This window comes from Nocardia brasiliensis, from assembly GCF_042691675.1.
GTDB classification, from domain to species: Bacteria; Actinomycetota; Actinomycetes; order Mycobacteriales; family Mycobacteriaceae; genus Nocardia; species Nocardia brasiliensis_D.
Genome location: NZ_CP170507.1, coordinates 5,580,496 through 5,595,821, shown reverse-complemented (window position 1 = coordinate 5,595,821; position 15,326 = coordinate 5,580,496). Strand labels below are relative to the sequence as shown.

At 65.7% G+C, this 15,326-nt stretch carries 18 protein-coding genes; 10 read left to right on the top strand and 8 right to left on the bottom strand.

Features of this window, described 5'->3' with window-relative positions:
• Positions 1-4 precede the first annotated feature (4 nt).
• The 5 genes from ACFK0J_RS25645 to ACFK0J_RS25625 all read left to right on the top strand — a co-directional run bounded on the left by ACFK0J_RS25645 (position 5) and on the right by ACFK0J_RS25625 (position 3,866).
• Entirely contained in the window at positions 5-1,696 is a 1,692-nt protein-coding gene (locus ACFK0J_RS25645; protein WP_378731484.1) for an alpha/beta hydrolase, read from the top strand.
• Positions 1,697-1,772: 76 nt separating this feature from the next.
• A complete protein-coding gene (locus ACFK0J_RS25640) occupies positions 1,773-2,270 on the top strand; it encodes an LppA family lipoprotein (protein ID WP_378731481.1) in 498 nt (165 codons plus the stop codon).
• Between the two features lie 150 nt (positions 2,271-2,420).
• Entirely contained in the window at positions 2,421-2,846 is a 426-nt protein-coding gene (locus ACFK0J_RS25635; RefSeq protein WP_378731479.1) for a DUF4189 domain-containing protein, read from the top strand.
• A gap of 176 nt (positions 2,847-3,022) precedes the next feature.
• Positions 3,023-3,448: a DUF4189 domain-containing protein gene (locus tag ACFK0J_RS25630; protein WP_378731477.1), complete on the top strand. Its 426-nt coding sequence runs from the start codon at positions 3,023-3,025 to the stop codon at positions 3,446-3,448.
• Between the two features lie 7 nt (positions 3,449-3,455).
• Positions 3,456-3,866 carry a DUF4189 domain-containing protein gene (locus ACFK0J_RS25625; protein WP_378731475.1) on the top strand — a complete coding sequence of 137 codons (411 nt, stop codon included), beginning with the start codon at positions 3,456-3,458 and terminating at the stop codon, positions 3,864-3,866.
• On the opposite strand, the gene ACFK0J_RS25620 is transcribed toward ACFK0J_RS25625, so the two are convergent.
• The 3 genes from ACFK0J_RS25620 to ACFK0J_RS25610 are packed head-to-tail and all read right to left on the bottom strand — an operon-like array spanning position 3,755 to position 6,350.
• Positions 3,755-4,417 carry a methionine ABC transporter permease gene (locus ACFK0J_RS25620; protein ID WP_218470050.1) on the bottom strand — a complete coding sequence of 221 codons (663 nt, stop codon included), beginning with the start codon at positions 4,415-4,417 and terminating at the stop codon, positions 3,755-3,757. The genes ACFK0J_RS25625 and ACFK0J_RS25620 overlap by 112 nt on opposite strands.
• 11 nt (positions 4,418-4,428) lie before the next feature.
• Positions 4,429-5,478, bottom strand: coding sequence for a methionine ABC transporter ATP-binding protein (locus ACFK0J_RS25615; RefSeq protein WP_378731471.1), 1,050 nt, complete (start codon positions 5,476-5,478; stop codon positions 4,429-4,431).
• Complete coding sequence (locus ACFK0J_RS25610; protein ID WP_378731468.1) at positions 5,475-6,350, bottom strand: MetQ/NlpA family ABC transporter substrate-binding protein; 876 nt, start codon at positions 6,348-6,350, stop codon at positions 5,475-5,477. Before ACFK0J_RS25610 ends, ACFK0J_RS25615 begins: the two co-directional genes overlap by 4 nt.
• A gap of 132 nt (positions 6,351-6,482) precedes the next feature.
• Here ACFK0J_RS25610 and ACFK0J_RS25605 point away from each other — a divergent pair, with 132 nt between their 5' ends.
• The 3 genes from ACFK0J_RS25605 (at position 6,483) to ACFK0J_RS25595 (ending at position 8,807) form a co-directional block, all read left to right on the top strand.
• Entirely contained in the window at positions 6,483-7,349 is an 867-nt protein-coding gene (locus tag ACFK0J_RS25605; protein WP_378731466.1) for a MetQ/NlpA family ABC transporter substrate-binding protein, read from the top strand.
• A 191-nt stretch (positions 7,350-7,540) separates the two neighbouring features.
• Positions 7,541-8,143, top strand: coding sequence for a hypothetical protein (locus ACFK0J_RS25600; protein WP_378731464.1), 603 nt, complete (start codon positions 7,541-7,543; stop codon positions 8,141-8,143).
• Positions 8,144-8,321: 178 nt separating this feature from the next.
• Positions 8,322-8,807, top strand: coding sequence for a hypothetical protein (locus ACFK0J_RS25595; protein WP_378731462.1), 486 nt, complete (start codon positions 8,322-8,324; stop codon positions 8,805-8,807).
• Between the two features lies 1 nt (position 8,808).
• Here the strand turns inward: ACFK0J_RS25595 and ACFK0J_RS25590 are convergent, their stop codons facing one another.
• Positions 8,809-9,624, bottom strand: coding sequence for a helix-turn-helix domain-containing protein (locus ACFK0J_RS25590; protein ID WP_378731460.1), 816 nt, complete (start codon positions 9,622-9,624; stop codon positions 8,809-8,811).
• Positions 9,625-9,710: 86 nt separating this feature from the next.
• On the opposite strand from ACFK0J_RS25590, the gene ACFK0J_RS25585 reads away from it, so the two are divergent.
• Positions 9,711-10,088, top strand: coding sequence for a nuclear transport factor 2 family protein (locus tag ACFK0J_RS25585; RefSeq protein ID WP_378731458.1), 378 nt, complete (start codon positions 9,711-9,713; stop codon positions 10,086-10,088).
• A gap of 2 nt (positions 10,089-10,090) precedes the next feature.
• On the opposite strand, the gene ACFK0J_RS25580 is transcribed toward ACFK0J_RS25585, so the two are convergent.
• From ACFK0J_RS25580 to ACFK0J_RS25565, 4 genes are read right to left on the bottom strand one after another with little or no spacing between them, the layout of a single operon-like run.
• Positions 10,091-10,645 (bottom strand): GNAT family N-acetyltransferase, encoded by a 555-nt coding sequence (locus tag ACFK0J_RS25580; RefSeq protein WP_218470043.1) that lies wholly within the window; start codon positions 10,643-10,645, stop codon positions 10,091-10,093.
• A gap of 34 nt (positions 10,646-10,679) precedes the next feature.
• Positions 10,680-11,609, bottom strand: coding sequence for a Ku protein (locus ACFK0J_RS25575; RefSeq protein WP_378731456.1), 930 nt, complete (start codon positions 11,607-11,609; stop codon positions 10,680-10,682).
• Positions 11,606-12,745, bottom strand: a complete 1,140-nt coding sequence (locus tag ACFK0J_RS25570) for a lycopene cyclase family protein (protein WP_378743009.1) — start codon at positions 12,743-12,745, stop codon at positions 11,606-11,608. The genes ACFK0J_RS25575 and ACFK0J_RS25570 overlap by 4 nt, the downstream gene beginning before the upstream one ends.
• Positions 12,746-12,761: 16 nt before the next feature.
• Positions 12,762-13,526 (bottom strand): SDR family oxidoreductase, encoded by a 765-nt coding sequence (locus ACFK0J_RS25565; RefSeq protein ID WP_378731454.1) that lies wholly within the window; start codon positions 13,524-13,526, stop codon positions 12,762-12,764.
• A gap of 161 nt (positions 13,527-13,687) precedes the next feature.
• Here ACFK0J_RS25565 and ACFK0J_RS25560 point away from each other — a divergent pair, with 161 nt between their 5' ends.
• Positions 13,688-15,319 carry an ABC-F family ATP-binding cassette domain-containing protein gene (locus ACFK0J_RS25560; RefSeq protein ID WP_378731452.1) on the top strand — a complete coding sequence of 544 codons (1,632 nt, stop codon included), beginning with the start codon at positions 13,688-13,690 and terminating at the stop codon, positions 15,317-15,319.
• Positions 15,320-15,326: the final 7 nt, after the last annotated feature.

Genomic DNA, 15,326 nt, shown 5'->3' with positions numbered 1-15,326 from the left:
GTCGATGCTGCTACCGGACATTCGCTGGTGGAATGAGCTCGCTTTGGAGATGCTCGAGACCTCGCTGTCTCGCCGCATCACCACGGTCGAAGATGTCACCAACCAGCTGGCGGACATCGGCAAACTCCCGGGTTGGGCGGGTGATTCCGCGAATTCGGCGAGGCGCAGGTTCACCGTCACCGCCGACCAATTGATCGATGAAGCCGCCGCGCTCGGCGCCGTCCGAGAATTGGCGAAGCAGACCAGGGAAGCCGTCAAGCACCTCAAGGAAACCCTGGCCACGATCGAACAGACCGCCGCGGCGAACGGACTCGAAATCTGGGACGCCGGGCACGTCACGATCGCCGACGCGCCGAACGCGCCCGACGCGGCGTCGGTAGAGGCCTTGCGGCTGGAACTACAGGACGCCGTGCACGCGGTGATGCGCCAGGCCGACGACATCGACGCGGACGCTGCGGCGGTCCTGAACAAAGCCGCCGACGGTCAGATCGACGACAAGGGCGCTACCGACATTGCCGCGGCCTCCGCGGCCGGCGCGTCGCAAGGCGGATTGACCGCCCCCGCGCCGCCGGAGAACGGGACACCGCAACAGAACAAGGAATACTGGGATGCAATGGACGAGCGGCAGCGTCGCGAGGTCATCGAACAGCATCCCGAGTGGGTTGGTAACCGGGACGGGATACCGTCGATGGCGCGGCACGAAGCGAACGTCAACCGTATCGACGACGAGCGGACTCGGTTGACGCAGGAACGCGACGCGCTGCAGGAGAAGTTGAAGGACGCGCCCGCCGGGTCGCGGTATCCGAACGCACCGGATCCGTATGGCGAGGAGAAAGCGGAACTGGCCCGGGTCGAGGCGAAGCTGAAGGATCTCGACTCGATCGACCAGATCCTGAAGGACCGCCCGCTCGATCCGGCCAACCCGGACACCGGCGCACGCCTGCTGTTGCTGGACATGCAGACCGGGGACAAGGGGATGGCCGCGGTTGCCGTCGGTGATCCCGACAATGCTGACCACGTCTCGGTCGCCGTCCCGGGTGTTTCGACGACCGTGCAGTCGTTGGACGGGATGACACGCGAGGCGGAGGCGCTGCAGCGAGAGGCGAAATTCCAACTGAACGAAGAGGGCCGTCCTGGACAAAGGGTGGCGTCGATCGCTTGGCTCGGATATGAACCTCCGCCGGAAATCGGGCCGGAGGCGGCGAGCGCCGATCGAGCCAAAGACGGCGCACCCAAGCTGGCGAACTTCTTCGAAGGTCTGGATGTGGCATCGAACAAACCGGATCCGCACATCACGGCGTTGGGCCACTCCTACGGGTCCTATACGACGGCGCTGGCATTACAGGATTCCGGCAGAGGCCAACCCGTCGACGATGCTGTTTTCTACGGGTCACCCGGTATCAACGCCAACGACGAGCCGGATCTCGGCCTGCCACAGGGCCGCGGCTACGTGATGCGGGCACCCGACGACCCGATCACCTTGGCGGACGGCTTCGGCACGTTCGGTCCCGACCCCGTGACCACGAAGCTGGAGCAACTCTCCGTCGCTGAGGCCACGACGAAAGACGGCGTACATCGCGAAGACTCCAACGGGCACAGCGAGTACCCGCGGCCGAGTGCTGACGGCACACTGCGCACCGCCGGATACAACATGGCAGTGATCATCGCTGGACTACCGGAACTGGCGGTGCGCTGACATGAGGAAGCAGACAGCCGTCCGAATATTTGTATCGATCGTCGCAGCGGCGGTCCTGAGTGGATGTGGAGACAGCTTGAAGGACCCCAACAGCCCGGTGCCCAAGGAGGACATCGCGCACGCCGAGGCCAAGATGCGCGAGCTGCCGTCCGTGGAAGCCACTGAACGAGAACTCGCGGCGACGATCCGGCAGATCGCCGACGGAGCCAAAACCGTTGCGCCTGAACTCGACTGGCGTACCGAGGTCAATCGCGGGCAAGGCACCCTCGGCTGCCCCTCGCCGTATCTCGAGACCGACGGTGTTTCGATGACCACCGACTCGCTTGTGTCGTCGGTGCCGATCAGCGACACCCAGTGGCCCGAGGTACTGAAGGTTGCGCGCGACATCGCCGCCCGGAGCGGCATTACAGCGCTCACCGTTCGCGCGGACACGCCCGGACACCACGACATAGTGCTGCACTCGCCCGACCACGGTAACGAGATCAAAATCGGCACCCGCAAGGCCGCCACTATCACTGGACTGACCGGTTGTCGTTACCGGGAAGAAGACCTGCGGAAGCAGCCCGGGAACTGAGCGCGGGCGGCCTCGTCGGCCATTGTGCGGCGTGGCCTGGAGGTCGGTGCAACATCGGAACCCACTGGGCCGCAAACAAATACTGGACATAACAGGCACCGCTCGGCGATGATCAGCTCCGCGTTACTTCTTTGAACGGGGAGGGCCATCGTGTCACTTCTAGGTAGGGCCGCGCTCGGTGCGGCTCTGACATCCACCGCGGCACTCACCATCATGGGGGCGGGTTCGGCCGCTGCGGCAAGCAAATACTATGGGACGCTGGCAATTTCGCCCGGTACCGGAAAGGTGGTCGAGGCCACCGATCACCCCACCTGGGTGGCGGCGGACGCGGCGGCGATCCGGGACTGCGGCGTCTACGACTGTCAGATCGTGGTGCGGTTCTCCGATGGTTGTGCGGCTGTCGCGCGGGGTGCCGACGGCAGGTTCGCGGCCGACTCGGCGCCGTCGCGGGAGGACGCGGAGCGGTTGGCGGTCGGCAAGCTCGGCGAGAGTGCGCCACCGTTCCCCGACCTCGGCAGCGCATCGCCGCGGGCGGCGAGTGTCGTGCTGTCCTCGTGCACCAAGAACGCGAGCTGACCTCGTCACGATCCCTTCACCGCCCATCGTCGGGTTGAAATCTGACAGTTTCGTTTCGAAAGACTCTGTGTACCAGTAGGTTTCATGCGGACTAGCGAATCAATACTGTTTGGACAATTCGGATGCGGTGTACCATGATCTGACCCGGAAACATTTCTTTTCTCGGGGAGATCACAATGTCTTTGTCGCGCAAGGCCGTCATGTGCGTGGTCGCATCATCCGCCGCCACCCTGGTCGCAGCGGGCGCCGCACACGCCGAGCCGGGTGCGGACGGCCGGTACTACGGCTCGATCGCACTGAACTCCAAGTCCGGTGCGACCGGCGCGGCGTGGAACTACCCGAGCTGGGCGGAGTCGGATACCGACGCCCTCGCCGAGTGCGGCAGCTGGGACTGCTTCGTCGTCGTGCGCTTCGCCGATGGGTGCGGCGCCGTCTCGGCGACCTCGGACGGCAACTGGGCCGTCGGCACCGGCAGCACCCGTGCCGAGGCGGAACGGGCGGCCATCGCCAACCTCGGACCGCTGGCGCCACCATTCCCGAACTTCGGCAGCTCGGCACCCAAGTCCGCCGAGATCCTGCACTCGGCTTGCACTCCCGAGTAGGCGAGCCATGAAGTACTCACCCGGCCGGGGAACCATCGCCATCTTCGCCTCGGCGGCAGTCGCTTTCGTCGTCGCGGGTACTGGGCAGGCCGACGCCGAACCCGGCCCGGACGGCTCCTACTATGGCTCGCGCGCGATCTCGGTAGATTCGACCGACGCGCCCACCGCAGTGGCATTCAACTACCCGAACTGGGCGGAATCCGATGTCGACGCCCTTGCGACCTGCCGCCGCAAGGGCGGCTCGAACTGCGAGATCATCGTCCGTTTCGTCGACGGGTGCGGTGCCATAGCGGAGCGTGACGGTCGCTACCGGCGCAATACTTTTCGGGCCAACCAGTTCCCGAAGAACTGGATGCCCTGCACGCCTGCGATGATGATCAACGTGGCCACCAGGGTGACCTGCCAGTCGAACCGCTGATAGCCGTAGACCAGCGCGAAATCGCCCAGCCCGCCGCCGCCGACGGTGCCCGCCATGGCAGACATGTCGACGATCGCGATCACCACGAAGGTGTAGCCGAGCACCAAGGGGCCGAGTGCTTCGGGGATCAACAGGGTCAAGATGATTCGCAGCGGGCCCGCGCCGACCGCCCTCGCCGCCTCGATGACGCCGGGGTCGACGGTCACCAGGTTCTGCTCCACGATCCGGGCGATGCCGAACGACGCCGCCACGATCATGACGAACGCCGCGGCCTCCGTGCCGATGGTGGTGCCGACCACCTCCAACGTCACCGGTCCCAGTGCGGCGAGCAGAATAATGAACGGGATCGGCCGCACCACGTTCACGATCACGTTGAGCAACAGGTTGATCGGCGCGTTCGCCAGCAGCCCGCCCTTGCGGGTGGTGTAGAGCATGGTGCCGAGGAACAGCCCGATCAGTCCGCCGACCACGAAAGTGAGCAGCACCAGATAGATGGTGGTGCCGATCGCCTCGTTCAAGACCGGCCGGAGTTTGTCCCAATCCGTATGCATCGGTACCCCTTTCAGCCCGTGCTGGTCTGTTCGAGCGAACTGCGACCAGGCAGCGGCGGATGCTCGAGCTCGTCGATCACCTTGTCGATCGCGTCGTCCGCGCCATGCAGTGCCAGGGTGACGCTGCCGAATGTCTTGTCCTGCAAGGTGCTGACCCCGCCGTAGACCACCTCGAAGCGGACGTCGGCGTGCGCCGCCATGGCCAGCGCCGCCCCGATCCCGCGCCGATCATCGATGTCCACCGTGACGAGCCTGCCGCCGTGTAGTTCGGTCAGCCTGCGCAGTTCGTTCTCGGAGGGCCGATTGTGCAGCACGGTTTCCACGAACGACCGCGTCGACGCCGCCTGTGGGGTGGCGAAAACCTCGAAGGTGCTGGCGAGTTCGACGATTCGGCCCGCCGCGAGCACCGCGACTCGGTCGGCCACCGCGCGGATGACATCCATCTCATGGGTGATCACTACGATGGTGACGCCGAGTTCGCGGTTGATCTTCTTCAACAGCCGCAGCACCTCGCCGGTGGTCTCCGGGTCCAGTGCCGATGTCGACTCGTCCGCGAGCAGCAGCGACGGCGAGGTCGCCAGGGCACGCGCGATGCCGACCCGCTGCTTCTGACCCCCGGACAGCTGATCGGGATAACTGCGAGCCTTGTCGGAGAGCCCGACGAACTCCAGCAACTCCGCGACCCGTGCCTTGCGTTCGGCTCGCTTCCAGCCCGCCACCTTCAACGGATACTCGACATTGCCTGCGGCCGTCCTTGAGCGGAACAGGTTGAACTGCTGGAACACCATCCCGATGTCCCGGCGCAGCCGCCGCACCTCGGCCTCCCGCACCCCGGTGATGGGTGTGCCGGAGACCTCGACGGTGCCGCTGGTCGGCTTCTCCAACGCGTTGATCAACCGGACCAGCGTGCTCTTGCCCGCACCGGAATAGCCGATCACGCCGAAGATTTCGCCCTGCTCGATCCGCAGATCGATACTGTCGAGTGCGACGTGGGCATCCTTGCCGTTGCCGAAAACCTTGGTGACCGAACGGAACTCGACCGCAGGTGGCTGCTCGCTCACTTGCCGTCGCGGATGGTCTGCTGCACCCGCTGCAGGATCTGTTCCAACTCCGGGCCGGTGCGCCGCACCTCGACGGCGGTGCCCTTGGTTACCTCGCTGTGCGCCCGCTGTACCTCCGGGTCGTGCCAGAGCTCGACCAACTGCAGCAACTTCGGATCGTTCTTGTCCTCGGCCCTGGTCACCAGTGTGTTGATGTACGGCTCGGCCGCCGGGTTGTTCGGATCATCCTTGTACAGCGCCGAATTGGGGTCGATGCCGGAGCGGTCGAGGAAGGTGTTGTTGATCATCGAGCCGTCCACCGAGGCGAGCGAGAGTGCGGTCTGCGCCGCGTCGACCGGGGTCACCCGGACCTTGGACGCGCCCTTGTCGATGTCAGCGGGGGAGGGGGCGTTGGTATCCGAGGACAACTTCAGCAGGCCCGCCCCCTGCAGCACGAACAGGGCCCGCGCCTGGTTGGTCGGATCGTTCGGGATCGCGATCTCCGCACCCTGTGGAATGTCGGCGACCGCCTTGTGCTTCTTGGAGTACAGGCCGAGCGGCACGATGTAGGTGGAGCCGATCGGGGTCAGGGTGTCGTTGTTGGCGACGTTGTAGGCACCTAGAAACTGCAGGTGCTGAAAGAGATTCACGTCGATCTGCCGCTGCGACAGCGCGAGATTCGGTTGCTTGTAATCGGAGAAGTTGGTGATCTTCAGCGTGATGCCCTTGTCCTTGGCCCGCTGCTCGAAGACGTCCCAGGCTTTGTCCTTGTCGGTGGTGCCGATCCGCACTACCGTGTCGGAGGATGCCTTGTCGTCGGAACCGCACGCCGTCAGGGTGAGGGCCGCGGTGGCTACCAGGACCGGGATCGCCAGTACCCGATGGAATTTCACTCGTGCTCCCGAAATGCTTGTCGCAATATGAACCCGGTAATCCAAGCGATCCGGCAACCGGTGCGACAACGGTTCGAATTGTGGTGAGCGAAACCCTGTGCAAAACCTGGACGGTCGTCTAGTTTGCTCGCAATGCGCTTGATGCACCGGCTACTGCTGATTCCGATCCTGTCCGCGCTCACCGTCACCGCCGTTTCCTGTGGTGCGGAACACCGCGACGACGCCATCCGCATCGGTGTGAACGATCTCGCACTGCCGCACTGGGATGTGTACAAGAAGAAGGCCGCAGCTCAGGGCATCACCGTGGAGTTCGTCAACTTCACCGACTACAACCAGCCCAATCCCGCACTGGCGCAACGTCGCATCGATCTCAACAAGTTCCAGCACGTGCGGTACCTGGCCAACTACAACGCGCGCAACAACGACACGCTGGTGCCGATCGGCGCGACGGAAATCTTCCCGCTGGCCTTGTACTCGCGTAAGCACAAGTCGGTCGCCGACATTCCCCGGGGTGGCCAGATCACGTTGAGCAATAACCCGGCCAACCAGGTGCGTCCGCTGCTGAGCTTGGCCGCGGCCGGGCTGATCGTGCTGAAAGGCGGCGCCAGTTGGGATTCGAAGCTCGAGGACGTGGACGCCGACGCCTCGAAAGTGCGGCTGACCACCATCGACCCGACGCTGACCGCGCAATCCCTCGGCAGCGTCGACGCCGCCTTCGTCGACGACACCTTCGCCAGGCCCGCCGGGTTGACCGCTAACGAGACCATCTACACCGACGATCCGGAACGGCCGGAACTGAAGCAGTACATCAACATCTTCGCCGCCCGCGCTGCGGACAAAGACAACCCGACATTGCTGAAACTGGCCCAGCTGTACCACGATCCGGACGTCGAGGCCGCGGTCCGGGCCGAGACCGGATACCAAGGCATCTTCAAGACCAATGATCCGGCGGACCTACAGGCCACGGCGGTCGAACTGGAAGCCAGGTTTCGCAAGTAGTTCCTCTCAGGGACGCCGAGGGCACCCGCGCAGCCTCCCGCTGCGGCGGTCGTATGCGGTTGCGGTCGGGCCGCGTCGGCGGGTCGTCGGCAAGCCGGTCTGCGAGGTAATTTTCGCCCAAATTTCCTGGTGTTCGTGGCGGTGCCCGGCTCTACACTGGGGCCTTCATTCGAGGTGACAGGGGGCTCTACATGTCAGCGACGCTGCAAGCACTGGAGGTGCGGGTGACCAGTTTGGAGACCAAATACGGGGTGCTGGACGAGGACCGGCGCGCGTACGAGGACGCGATCTTCCAGACGAACAGGAAGGTGAAGAAGATCCGCCGGGTGGTGCGGGGGATCCAGCAGGAGGTCTGGGAGGTCCGGGAGGACTTCGGGGTGTTCCGGTTGGAAATGGGGGCCTTCAGGCAGGAGATGGGGGTCTTCAAGCAGGAGATGGGGGTCTTCAAGCAGGAGATGGGGGCCTTCAAGCAGGAGATGGGGACCTTCAAGCAGGAGATGGGGACCTTTAAGCACGAGATGGGGGTCTTCAAGCAAGAGATGGGGACCTTCAAGCACGAGATGGGAGTCTTCAAGCAGGAGGTCCGCGACGAATTCACGGCGGTCAAGCGAGATGTGTCAGGACTGAAACGGGACGTCTCCGCTTTGCAGCAAGACGTGGCCGAGTTGAAGCATGACGTGGCCGAGTTGAAGCATGACGTGGCCGAGTTGAAGCATGACGTGTCGGGGTTGAAGCGCGGCGTCAGCGCCATCGTGGCGCACTTCGGGATCGTGATTCCCGAGGTAGACGGCTAGTAGTAGTCGAAATTCCTGCGGGTGGCGTCCACACCGGCAATGATTCCGGTGTGGACGAGCAGACCTACATGCGATCGCGGGTGGGACTGCATGCGGCGGCGGAGCTGTTGGTGCGGGGCCGCAGTATCGGCAGTACGGGACGATTCGGTTACGGGTCGTGCATCGCGGGTTCGGGGGTGTGCGGTGGCCCGTTTCGGTGGTGGGAACCGAGTTGGTGTGGCCGGAGGGGCGGGCGCCGTTGCGCGGGACCTATCGGGACGTCGGGAAGGCGGCGGGGTTCGAGGCGGCGGCGCCGAAGGGGTTGTACAAGGACACCACGGGGGTCGATCCGGCTCGCGAGATCGACATCGATCCTGGCGCGGCGCAGCAGATCGGTGCGTGGTTCGCACTGGGAGACAAGGCGTTACGATGTTTGGCCCCGGACACCACACCGGTGTTGTGGCCGGAACATTTCGATCTGTCCAGCGCGGCAGGCGAGGTGAATTACGGAGTGTCGCCGGGGGATGCGGATCATCCCGGGCCGTACGCCTACGTCGGTCCGTGGACGCCGCGCACCGGGAAGTTCTGGAATGCCGCGTTCGGGGCATTGCGTCCGCGCGAAGAAGTGAACACGGTGGCGAGCCTGCTGGCATTCTTCGAGCAAGGACGCGCGGCAGCGGCCTGAGCTACCCCTCGACTGCAGTCGGCTCAGCCGCGGTCTCCCGAGCAAGTGCGTGTAAGTAGTCCGAAGTCGTTGCGTCGGAGGGAAAGTAGGCTTCGACGGCGATCTCGTCGAGGGTGATGTCGAAGGGTGCACCGAACGTGGTGATCGTGTTGAAGAAGCACAGATCGGTGTCACCGTGCCGAATCCGGATCGGCAGTGCGACCTCCGCGGCGTCAATCGGAATCGATTCGGCCGCAGGGTAGTACGAGCTCAACTCGTCGTACAGGGCGCGCAGGTCGGGATCACCGGTCTGTGCGGCTTGGCGAGCCAGGCGCGGCAACAGGAACCCGCGCACCTGGTCCAGGTTGCGCAGGCGTCGCGCGAACCCGTTGGGATGCAACCCGATCCGCATCATATTGGTCGGTGTTCGCAGCAGCGCCGGGTCGACCCCGTCGAAGAAGACACGCGTGGCCGCATTCGCGAACAACAGATTCCACCGCCGATCAACGGCCAGCGCGGGATAGGGCTCGTGCACATCGAGCACCCGCCGGACGGCGGCACGTGCCCGGGTCAACTCCGGATCGTCCGGTGCCCGTTCCCGGTAGACGGGCGCGTGCCCGGCCGCGACCAACAACCGATTGCGTTCGCGCAGTGGAATATTCAGCTGCTCGGCGAACCGCTCGACCATCGCCGCGCTCGGAATGGTTCGCCCCGTCTCGACGAAACTCACATGCCTGGTCGAGATGTCGGCCTGAATGGACAGCTCGAGCTGGCTCAGCCCGCACCGCAACCGCCACTCCCGCAGCAGCTCACCCACCGGACGATGATCGTGATCCACCCGACCAGTATTGCCGCGTACCCGGCAAGCGGCCATTACATGCCTGGTAATCGACAGTCCGCGACCACGACTGCGACGGTGGCCGCATGACCGAAACCCTCGCTACTCGCAACAAGAACCTCGTCGTGCACGGCCTCGCGGAATTCGCCGAAGGCGGCCTCGACGCAATGCGCGCGCTGCTGCACGAGAACTTTATCGAGCACGTCCCCGGAAACCCCTCCGGCAGAGACGCTTTCCTAGAATTCACCGAGAACTCCCCGGTCGCGTCAGCGCGGCTCGACATCAAACGAGTGATCGCCGACGACGATTACGTCGTCGTGCACTACCACCTGATTCCGCGGGATAACCCGCGCGGCATTGCCGTCATCGATATCTGGCGGCTGATCGACGGCGTGATCACCGAGCACTGGCATGCGGCGCAGCCGGTGCCGGACGAGGACCGGATCCCGAACGGCATGTTCTGAGATCAGCGGGCCATCCGGTTGTCACCGGCCAGGCGGCCCCTGCGGATCAGCGCCCGCTTGGTGCCGGGCGCGATGGCCGCTGGGGTCAGCTGGGCCTCCGGATCGGGATCATCGGGATTCGGCCGGACGAACAGTGTCACCGTGGCGGCAGGGGTGAATCCGCTGCGCGTCATCAAGGCTGTCGAGGCGGCGTTGCGGTCTTCTACATCGGTGACGATGCGCCGGGCACCGCGCGCGAACAGCGCCTCCGAGCAGACATCCACCAGCCGCCGGGCGATGCCGTGGCCCTGCATGTCCGGCGCGACCGCGATCCATTCGAGGTAGGCCCAGTCGTCCCGGTTCTCGAATTCCATGGATCCGAGCACGAAACCGACCACTCGGTCGGAATCGAGGGCGACCCAGCACGCGTTGTCGGGGCTGTCGAGGTGCTCGGCTACCGAGGTCAGCGACCACGAGGTGTACGGCTTGGCGGTGACGTCGAAGACTTCGTGACCGAGGTCGAGGACCTGGCGCAAGTGGCCGAGACCCATCGGGACGATCACAACGGCAGAATCCATGCCGACAGTTTGCCAGCTGGAAGCGTTCCCTCCCTCACGCGCCCTTGCGCGTGGCGGTCTTCTTGGCAGCCTTCTTCGCCGGTTTTGCGGCGGCCTTAACGGCGGTCTTCTTGGCGGGGGCCTTTTTCGCCGTCTTCTTGGCCGGTGCGGCTTTGCCGTTGTCGTCGCCGCCGGAGGCGCGGCGACCGCTGGCTTCCAGACTGCGTTGCAGCGCGGCGACCAGGTCGACCACCTCCGCGTCCATCTCGGCGGGCGCGGCCTCCGGCTGTTCGGGCACCTTGCCGGTGCCACTGGCGATTGCCTCGTCCAGCAGGCGCTTGAGTTCGATCTGGTACTCGTCGGTGAACTGGTCCGGGTCGAAATCATCCGACATGGTCTCGACCAGCGTCTCGGCCATCTTGACTTCCTGTGGGCGCGGCTCGGCGACCCCGTCGAGGGATTCGAAGTCGACCTCGCGCACCTCGTCCGGCCACAGCAGCGTTTGCAGCACCAGCATTCCGTCGCGCACTCGCAGCGCCGCCAGCCTGGTCTTCTGCCGCAGCGTGAAGTGCACGAGCGCGGTGCGATCGATGCGCTCCAGCGTGGTCGCGAGCAGCACGTACGCCTTGGGTGTGCTGGAGTCGGGCTCGAGGTAATAGCTCTTGTCGAACAGGATCGGGTCGATCTGCTCGGACGGGACGAATTGCAGCACCGGGATTTCGTGCTTCTCGGCGGCGGGCAGTTTGGCGAAGTCCTCGTCGGTCAAAATGACCTTGTCGCCGTCGGGTGATTCGTACGCCTTATCGATATCGGCGTACTGCACGGACTTGCCGCACACCGTGCAGACACGGTCGTATTTGATCCGACCTCCATCCTTGGCGTGCACCTGATGGAATCGGATGTCGTGGTCCTCGGTCGCGGTGTAGACCTTGACCGGGACGTTAACCAGCCCGAATGCGATCGAGCCCTTCCAGATCGACCTCATACCTCCATGATGGCGGAAGGCATTCGAATACGCGAGCGAATCGGAATCCAGAGTGTCGCGGCCGCGACGCGCCGACGCGGTGGGGGCTGGAGTGCGGTGAAAAGCCGCCGCATCGCGGTCACGGTGCCACCGAGGTCGGTCCGCCCCGAGAGATAAGCGCGTTGCGAATCGGCCGGCAGGGTGAAAAAAGCGTCGAAAAACACGGGGATATCGGCGGACGGGAGCGCCAGCAGTGCACGCAAGCCCGCCGCGCGGAGGCGGTACACGGCGCGCGCCGATATCGGCCACGCCGGTGCTCCCGCCGCGACCAGGTCGGCGGCGGCAAGGGAGGCGGCCACGCTGTAACCGGTGGCCGGATGAGCGAACCCACCTGCCGCGCCGAAGGTGGTTCGCCCCGGTCGGCCACCCTCGACCGGAAAACGCACTCGCTCGATCCGTTCGTCACCGGTGAATTCGATTCCGCGGGACCGCAATCGGTGATGCAGCCGGTCACGCAACGCGGTGCCGTCGAGCGCCGGCCGCCCCGCCAGGCAGGTTTCCTCCAGCAGCATCGCGCCGCCGCCGAGCGGCACTGCGTAGAGAAACGAGCGCGGCGCGTCGGCGGGTGCGCCGTTGTCCGTCCGCCAGTCCATGAACAGCGGCTCGATCCCGGCGCCCTGCCGCTCATCGAGGACGAGCCCGTACGCCGTCTGCTCGGCCAGTGCGGGGGAGCGCGCGATGCCTCGTGCGTCGATGACCCGTTGCGCCCTCAGCGTCCGACCAGAGGCCAGCGTCACCGTCTCGGACGTAAGGCCCACCGCGCGTTCGGCGATCACCTCGGCACCGGTCAGCGTCAGCGACGCCTGTAGGCGTGCCGTATCGAACACGACGTACCGCCGGTCGATTCGGTGAGCGCGCGTTCCCCAGGCCGTCGGCTGTTCGACCGTGGCCGCCACGGCCACCGGGTCCAGCCATCCGGGCAACTCGTCGCCCCATGCCGCGTAGGTCGCCGACCACAGCCGATCCGGTACCGGATCGACGGCGAGGACGGAAAGTCCGCGTGCGAGGCATCGGTGCGCCAGCGCCCTGCCCGCCGGTCCGAGGCCGCAGACAATGACGTCAACGCGCACGCCGCTTGGCGAATCCCGAACGGCCATGGTCGTTTCGGCAGCCTCAGATACCACCCGTGGACAGCAAGCCGCCGTCCACCCGCACGGTCTCACCGGTGATCCAGGCCGCCTCGTCCGAGACCAGGAACCCGATCAGCCGCGCCACATCCTCCGGCGTGCCGAGCCGCTTCATCGGATACATGCTCGCCGCCCGCTCCTCGTCGGCGGAGTACAGCGCGTCGGCGAACTTCGTCTTGATCACGCCCGGCGCGACCGCGTTCACCCGGATCTTCGGGCCGAGTTGCCAAGCCAATTCGTCGGTCAACCGGATCAGCGCGGCCTTCGACGCCCCGTACGCGGCGATCACGCCGGACGAGCGGATACCCGCGACGCTGGCGACATTGACCACCGCGCCACCGTGTTCACCCATCCACGCCTTGAACGCCTCCTGGATGAAGCCGAGCGCCGCGACCACGTTCACGTCGAAGATCTTGCGCACCGCGTCCAGATCGGCGTCCATCAACGAGCCGAACACGGGGTTGATGCCGGTGTTGTTGATCAGCACGTCCACCGAACCGAATTCGGCCATCATCCGCTCGATCGCCGCCGCTCGATCCTCCGCGTTTCCCGCGTTTCCCGCGAGCGCGACGACCTCGCCCTGGTGACCGAGCGCGCGCAGCTCCGCGGCGGTCTCTTCCAGCGGGTCCTTCTTGCGCGCGACGATCAGCACGTTCGCGCCGCGGCCGAGCAGTTCCGCCGCCACCGCCTTGCCGATGCCCCGGCTGGCCCCCGTGACCAGAGCGCTCTTGCCTAAAAGATCGTTACTCATGCAACGGCAGGTTACTCGCCGTTCAGTTAGTGCCGTCACATACAGATCGCTGGGTGTAAATGCGGTCGCCGAACCCAGGTAAAATCGGTGGTTCTTGTGCGTATCGCGTCGCACAATCGAGCAGCGACCGCCCAGTACCACTGATCCGCGAGGAGAAATCTGTGATCACCGCGACCGACCTGGAGGTCCGGGCCGGAGTCCGCACCCTGCTGTCGGCCCCCGGACCGGCCCTGCGGGTGCAGTCCGGCGACCGGATCGGACTGGTCGGACGCAACGGTGCCGGTAAGACCACCACGCTGCGCATCCTGGCGGGCGAGGGCGAGCCGTATGCCGGAAAGATTTTGCGTTCCAGCGATATCGGCTACCTGCCGCAGGATCCGCGGGAGGGCAACCTCGATGTGCTCGCCCGCGACCGGGTGCTTTCCGCGCGCGGCCTGGACACGCTGATCCGGGACATGGAGAAGCAGCAGGCGCTGATGGCCGAGGTGGCCGACGAGGCCGAACGGGACAAGGCGGTGCGCAAGTACGGCCGCCTCGAGGAGCGGTTCTCCGCGCTCGGCGGCTATGTCGCCGAGAGCGACGCCGCCCGCATCTGCCACAGTCTCGGCCTGCCCGATCGGGTGCTGGCCCAGCCGCTGCGCACCCTCTCCGGCGGCCAGCGCCGCCGAATCGAGTTGGCGCGCATCCTGTTCGCCGCCTCCGACGGCAGCGGCGGGCGCTCCGACACCATCCTGCTGCTCGACGAGCCGACCAACCACCTCGACGCCGACTCCATCACCTGGCTGCGCGGTTTCCTGCAGAACCACGACGGCGGCCTCATCGTGATCAGCCACGACGTGGAACTGCTCGGCGACGTGGTGAACAAGGTGTGGTTCCTGGACGCGGTGCGCGGCGAGGCCGACGTCTACAACATGGGCTGGCAGAAGTACCTGGACGCGCGCGCCACCGACGAACAGCGCCGCCGTCGCGAACGCGCCAATGCCGAGAAGAAGGCGAGCGCGCTGCGCGTCCAGGCCGCCAAGCTCGGCGCCAAGGCCACGAAAGCCACTGCGGCACAGAACATGGCCAAGCGCGCCGACCGGTTGATGGCCGAGCTCGATGACGTGCGGGTCGCCGACAAGGCGGCCAGGATCAGGTTCCCCGAACCCGCCCCGTGCGGCAAGACGCCGCTGATGGCGGAGAACCTGACCAAGGTCTACGGCTCACTGGAGATCTTCACCGGCGTCGACCTCGCGATCGACCGCGGCAGCCGGGTCGTGGTGCTCGGCCTCAACGGCGCGGGCAAGACCACGCTGCTCCGGATGCTCGCCGGGGTGGAACAACCGACCGCGGGCAAGCTGGTGCCCGGCCACGGTTTGAAGGTCGGCTACTTCGCGCAGGAGCACGACACCCTCGACGACCAGGCCAGCGTGTGGGAGAACATCCGGCACGCGGCCCCGGACGCGGGGGAGCAGAACCTGCGCAGCCTGCTCGGTGCGTTCATGTTCACCGGTCCGCAACTCGATCAGCCCGCCGGCACGCTGTCCGGTGGTGAGAAGACCCGCCTCGCACTCGCCGGGCTGGTTTCCTCGGCCGCCAACGTGCTGCTGCTCGACGAACCGACCAACAACCTGGATCCGGTCTCGCGTGAGCAGGTGCTGGACGCGCTGCGCACCTACGCGGGCGCGGTCGTGCTGGTCACGCACGATCCGGGGGCCGCGGAGGCGCTGTCGCCGGAGCGCGTGATCTTGCTACCGGACGGTACGGAAGACCATTGGTCCGCCGATTATTTGGAACTTATTCAGCTTGCGTGAGTTTCAT

What these genes read in the sequence shown, in the direction of transcription:
- ACFK0J_RS25645 (WP_378731484.1), top strand. Translation starts at nt 5, where the DNA reads ATGCTGCTACCGGACATTCGCTGGTGGAATGAGCTCGCTTTGGAGATG.
- ACFK0J_RS25630 (WP_378731477.1), top strand. Translation starts at nt 3,023, where the DNA reads ATGTCTTTGTCGCGCAAGGCCGTCATGTGCGTGGTCGCATCATCCGCC.
- ACFK0J_RS25625 (WP_378731475.1), top strand. Translation starts at nt 3,456, where the DNA reads ATGAAGTACTCACCCGGCCGGGGAACCATCGCCATCTTCGCCTCGGCG.
- ACFK0J_RS25620 (WP_218470050.1), bottom strand. Translation starts at nt 4,417, where the DNA reads ATGCATACGGATTGGGACAAACTCCGGCCGGTCTTGAACGAGGCGATC.
- ACFK0J_RS25605 (WP_378731466.1), top strand. Translation starts at nt 6,483, where the DNA reads ATGCGCTTGATGCACCGGCTACTGCTGATTCCGATCCTGTCCGCGCTC.
- ACFK0J_RS25600 (WP_378731464.1), top strand. Translation starts at nt 7,541, where the DNA reads ATGTCAGCGACGCTGCAAGCACTGGAGGTGCGGGTGACCAGTTTGGAG.
- ACFK0J_RS25585 (WP_378731458.1), top strand. Translation starts at nt 9,711, where the DNA reads ATGACCGAAACCCTCGCTACTCGCAACAAGAACCTCGTCGTGCACGGC.
- ACFK0J_RS25580 (WP_218470043.1), bottom strand. Translation starts at nt 10,645, where the DNA reads ATGGATTCTGCCGTTGTGATCGTCCCGATGGGTCTCGGCCACTTGCGC.
- ACFK0J_RS25575 (WP_378731456.1), bottom strand. Translation starts at nt 11,609, where the DNA reads ATGAGGTCGATCTGGAAGGGCTCGATCGCATTCGGGCTGGTTAACGTC.
- ACFK0J_RS25570 (WP_378743009.1), bottom strand. Translation starts at nt 12,745, where the DNA reads ATGGCCGTTCGGGATTCGCCAAGCGGCGTGCGCGTTGACGTCATTGTC.
- ACFK0J_RS25565 (WP_378731454.1), bottom strand. Translation starts at nt 13,526, where the DNA reads ATGAGTAACGATCTTTTAGGCAAGAGCGCTCTGGTCACGGGGGCCAGC.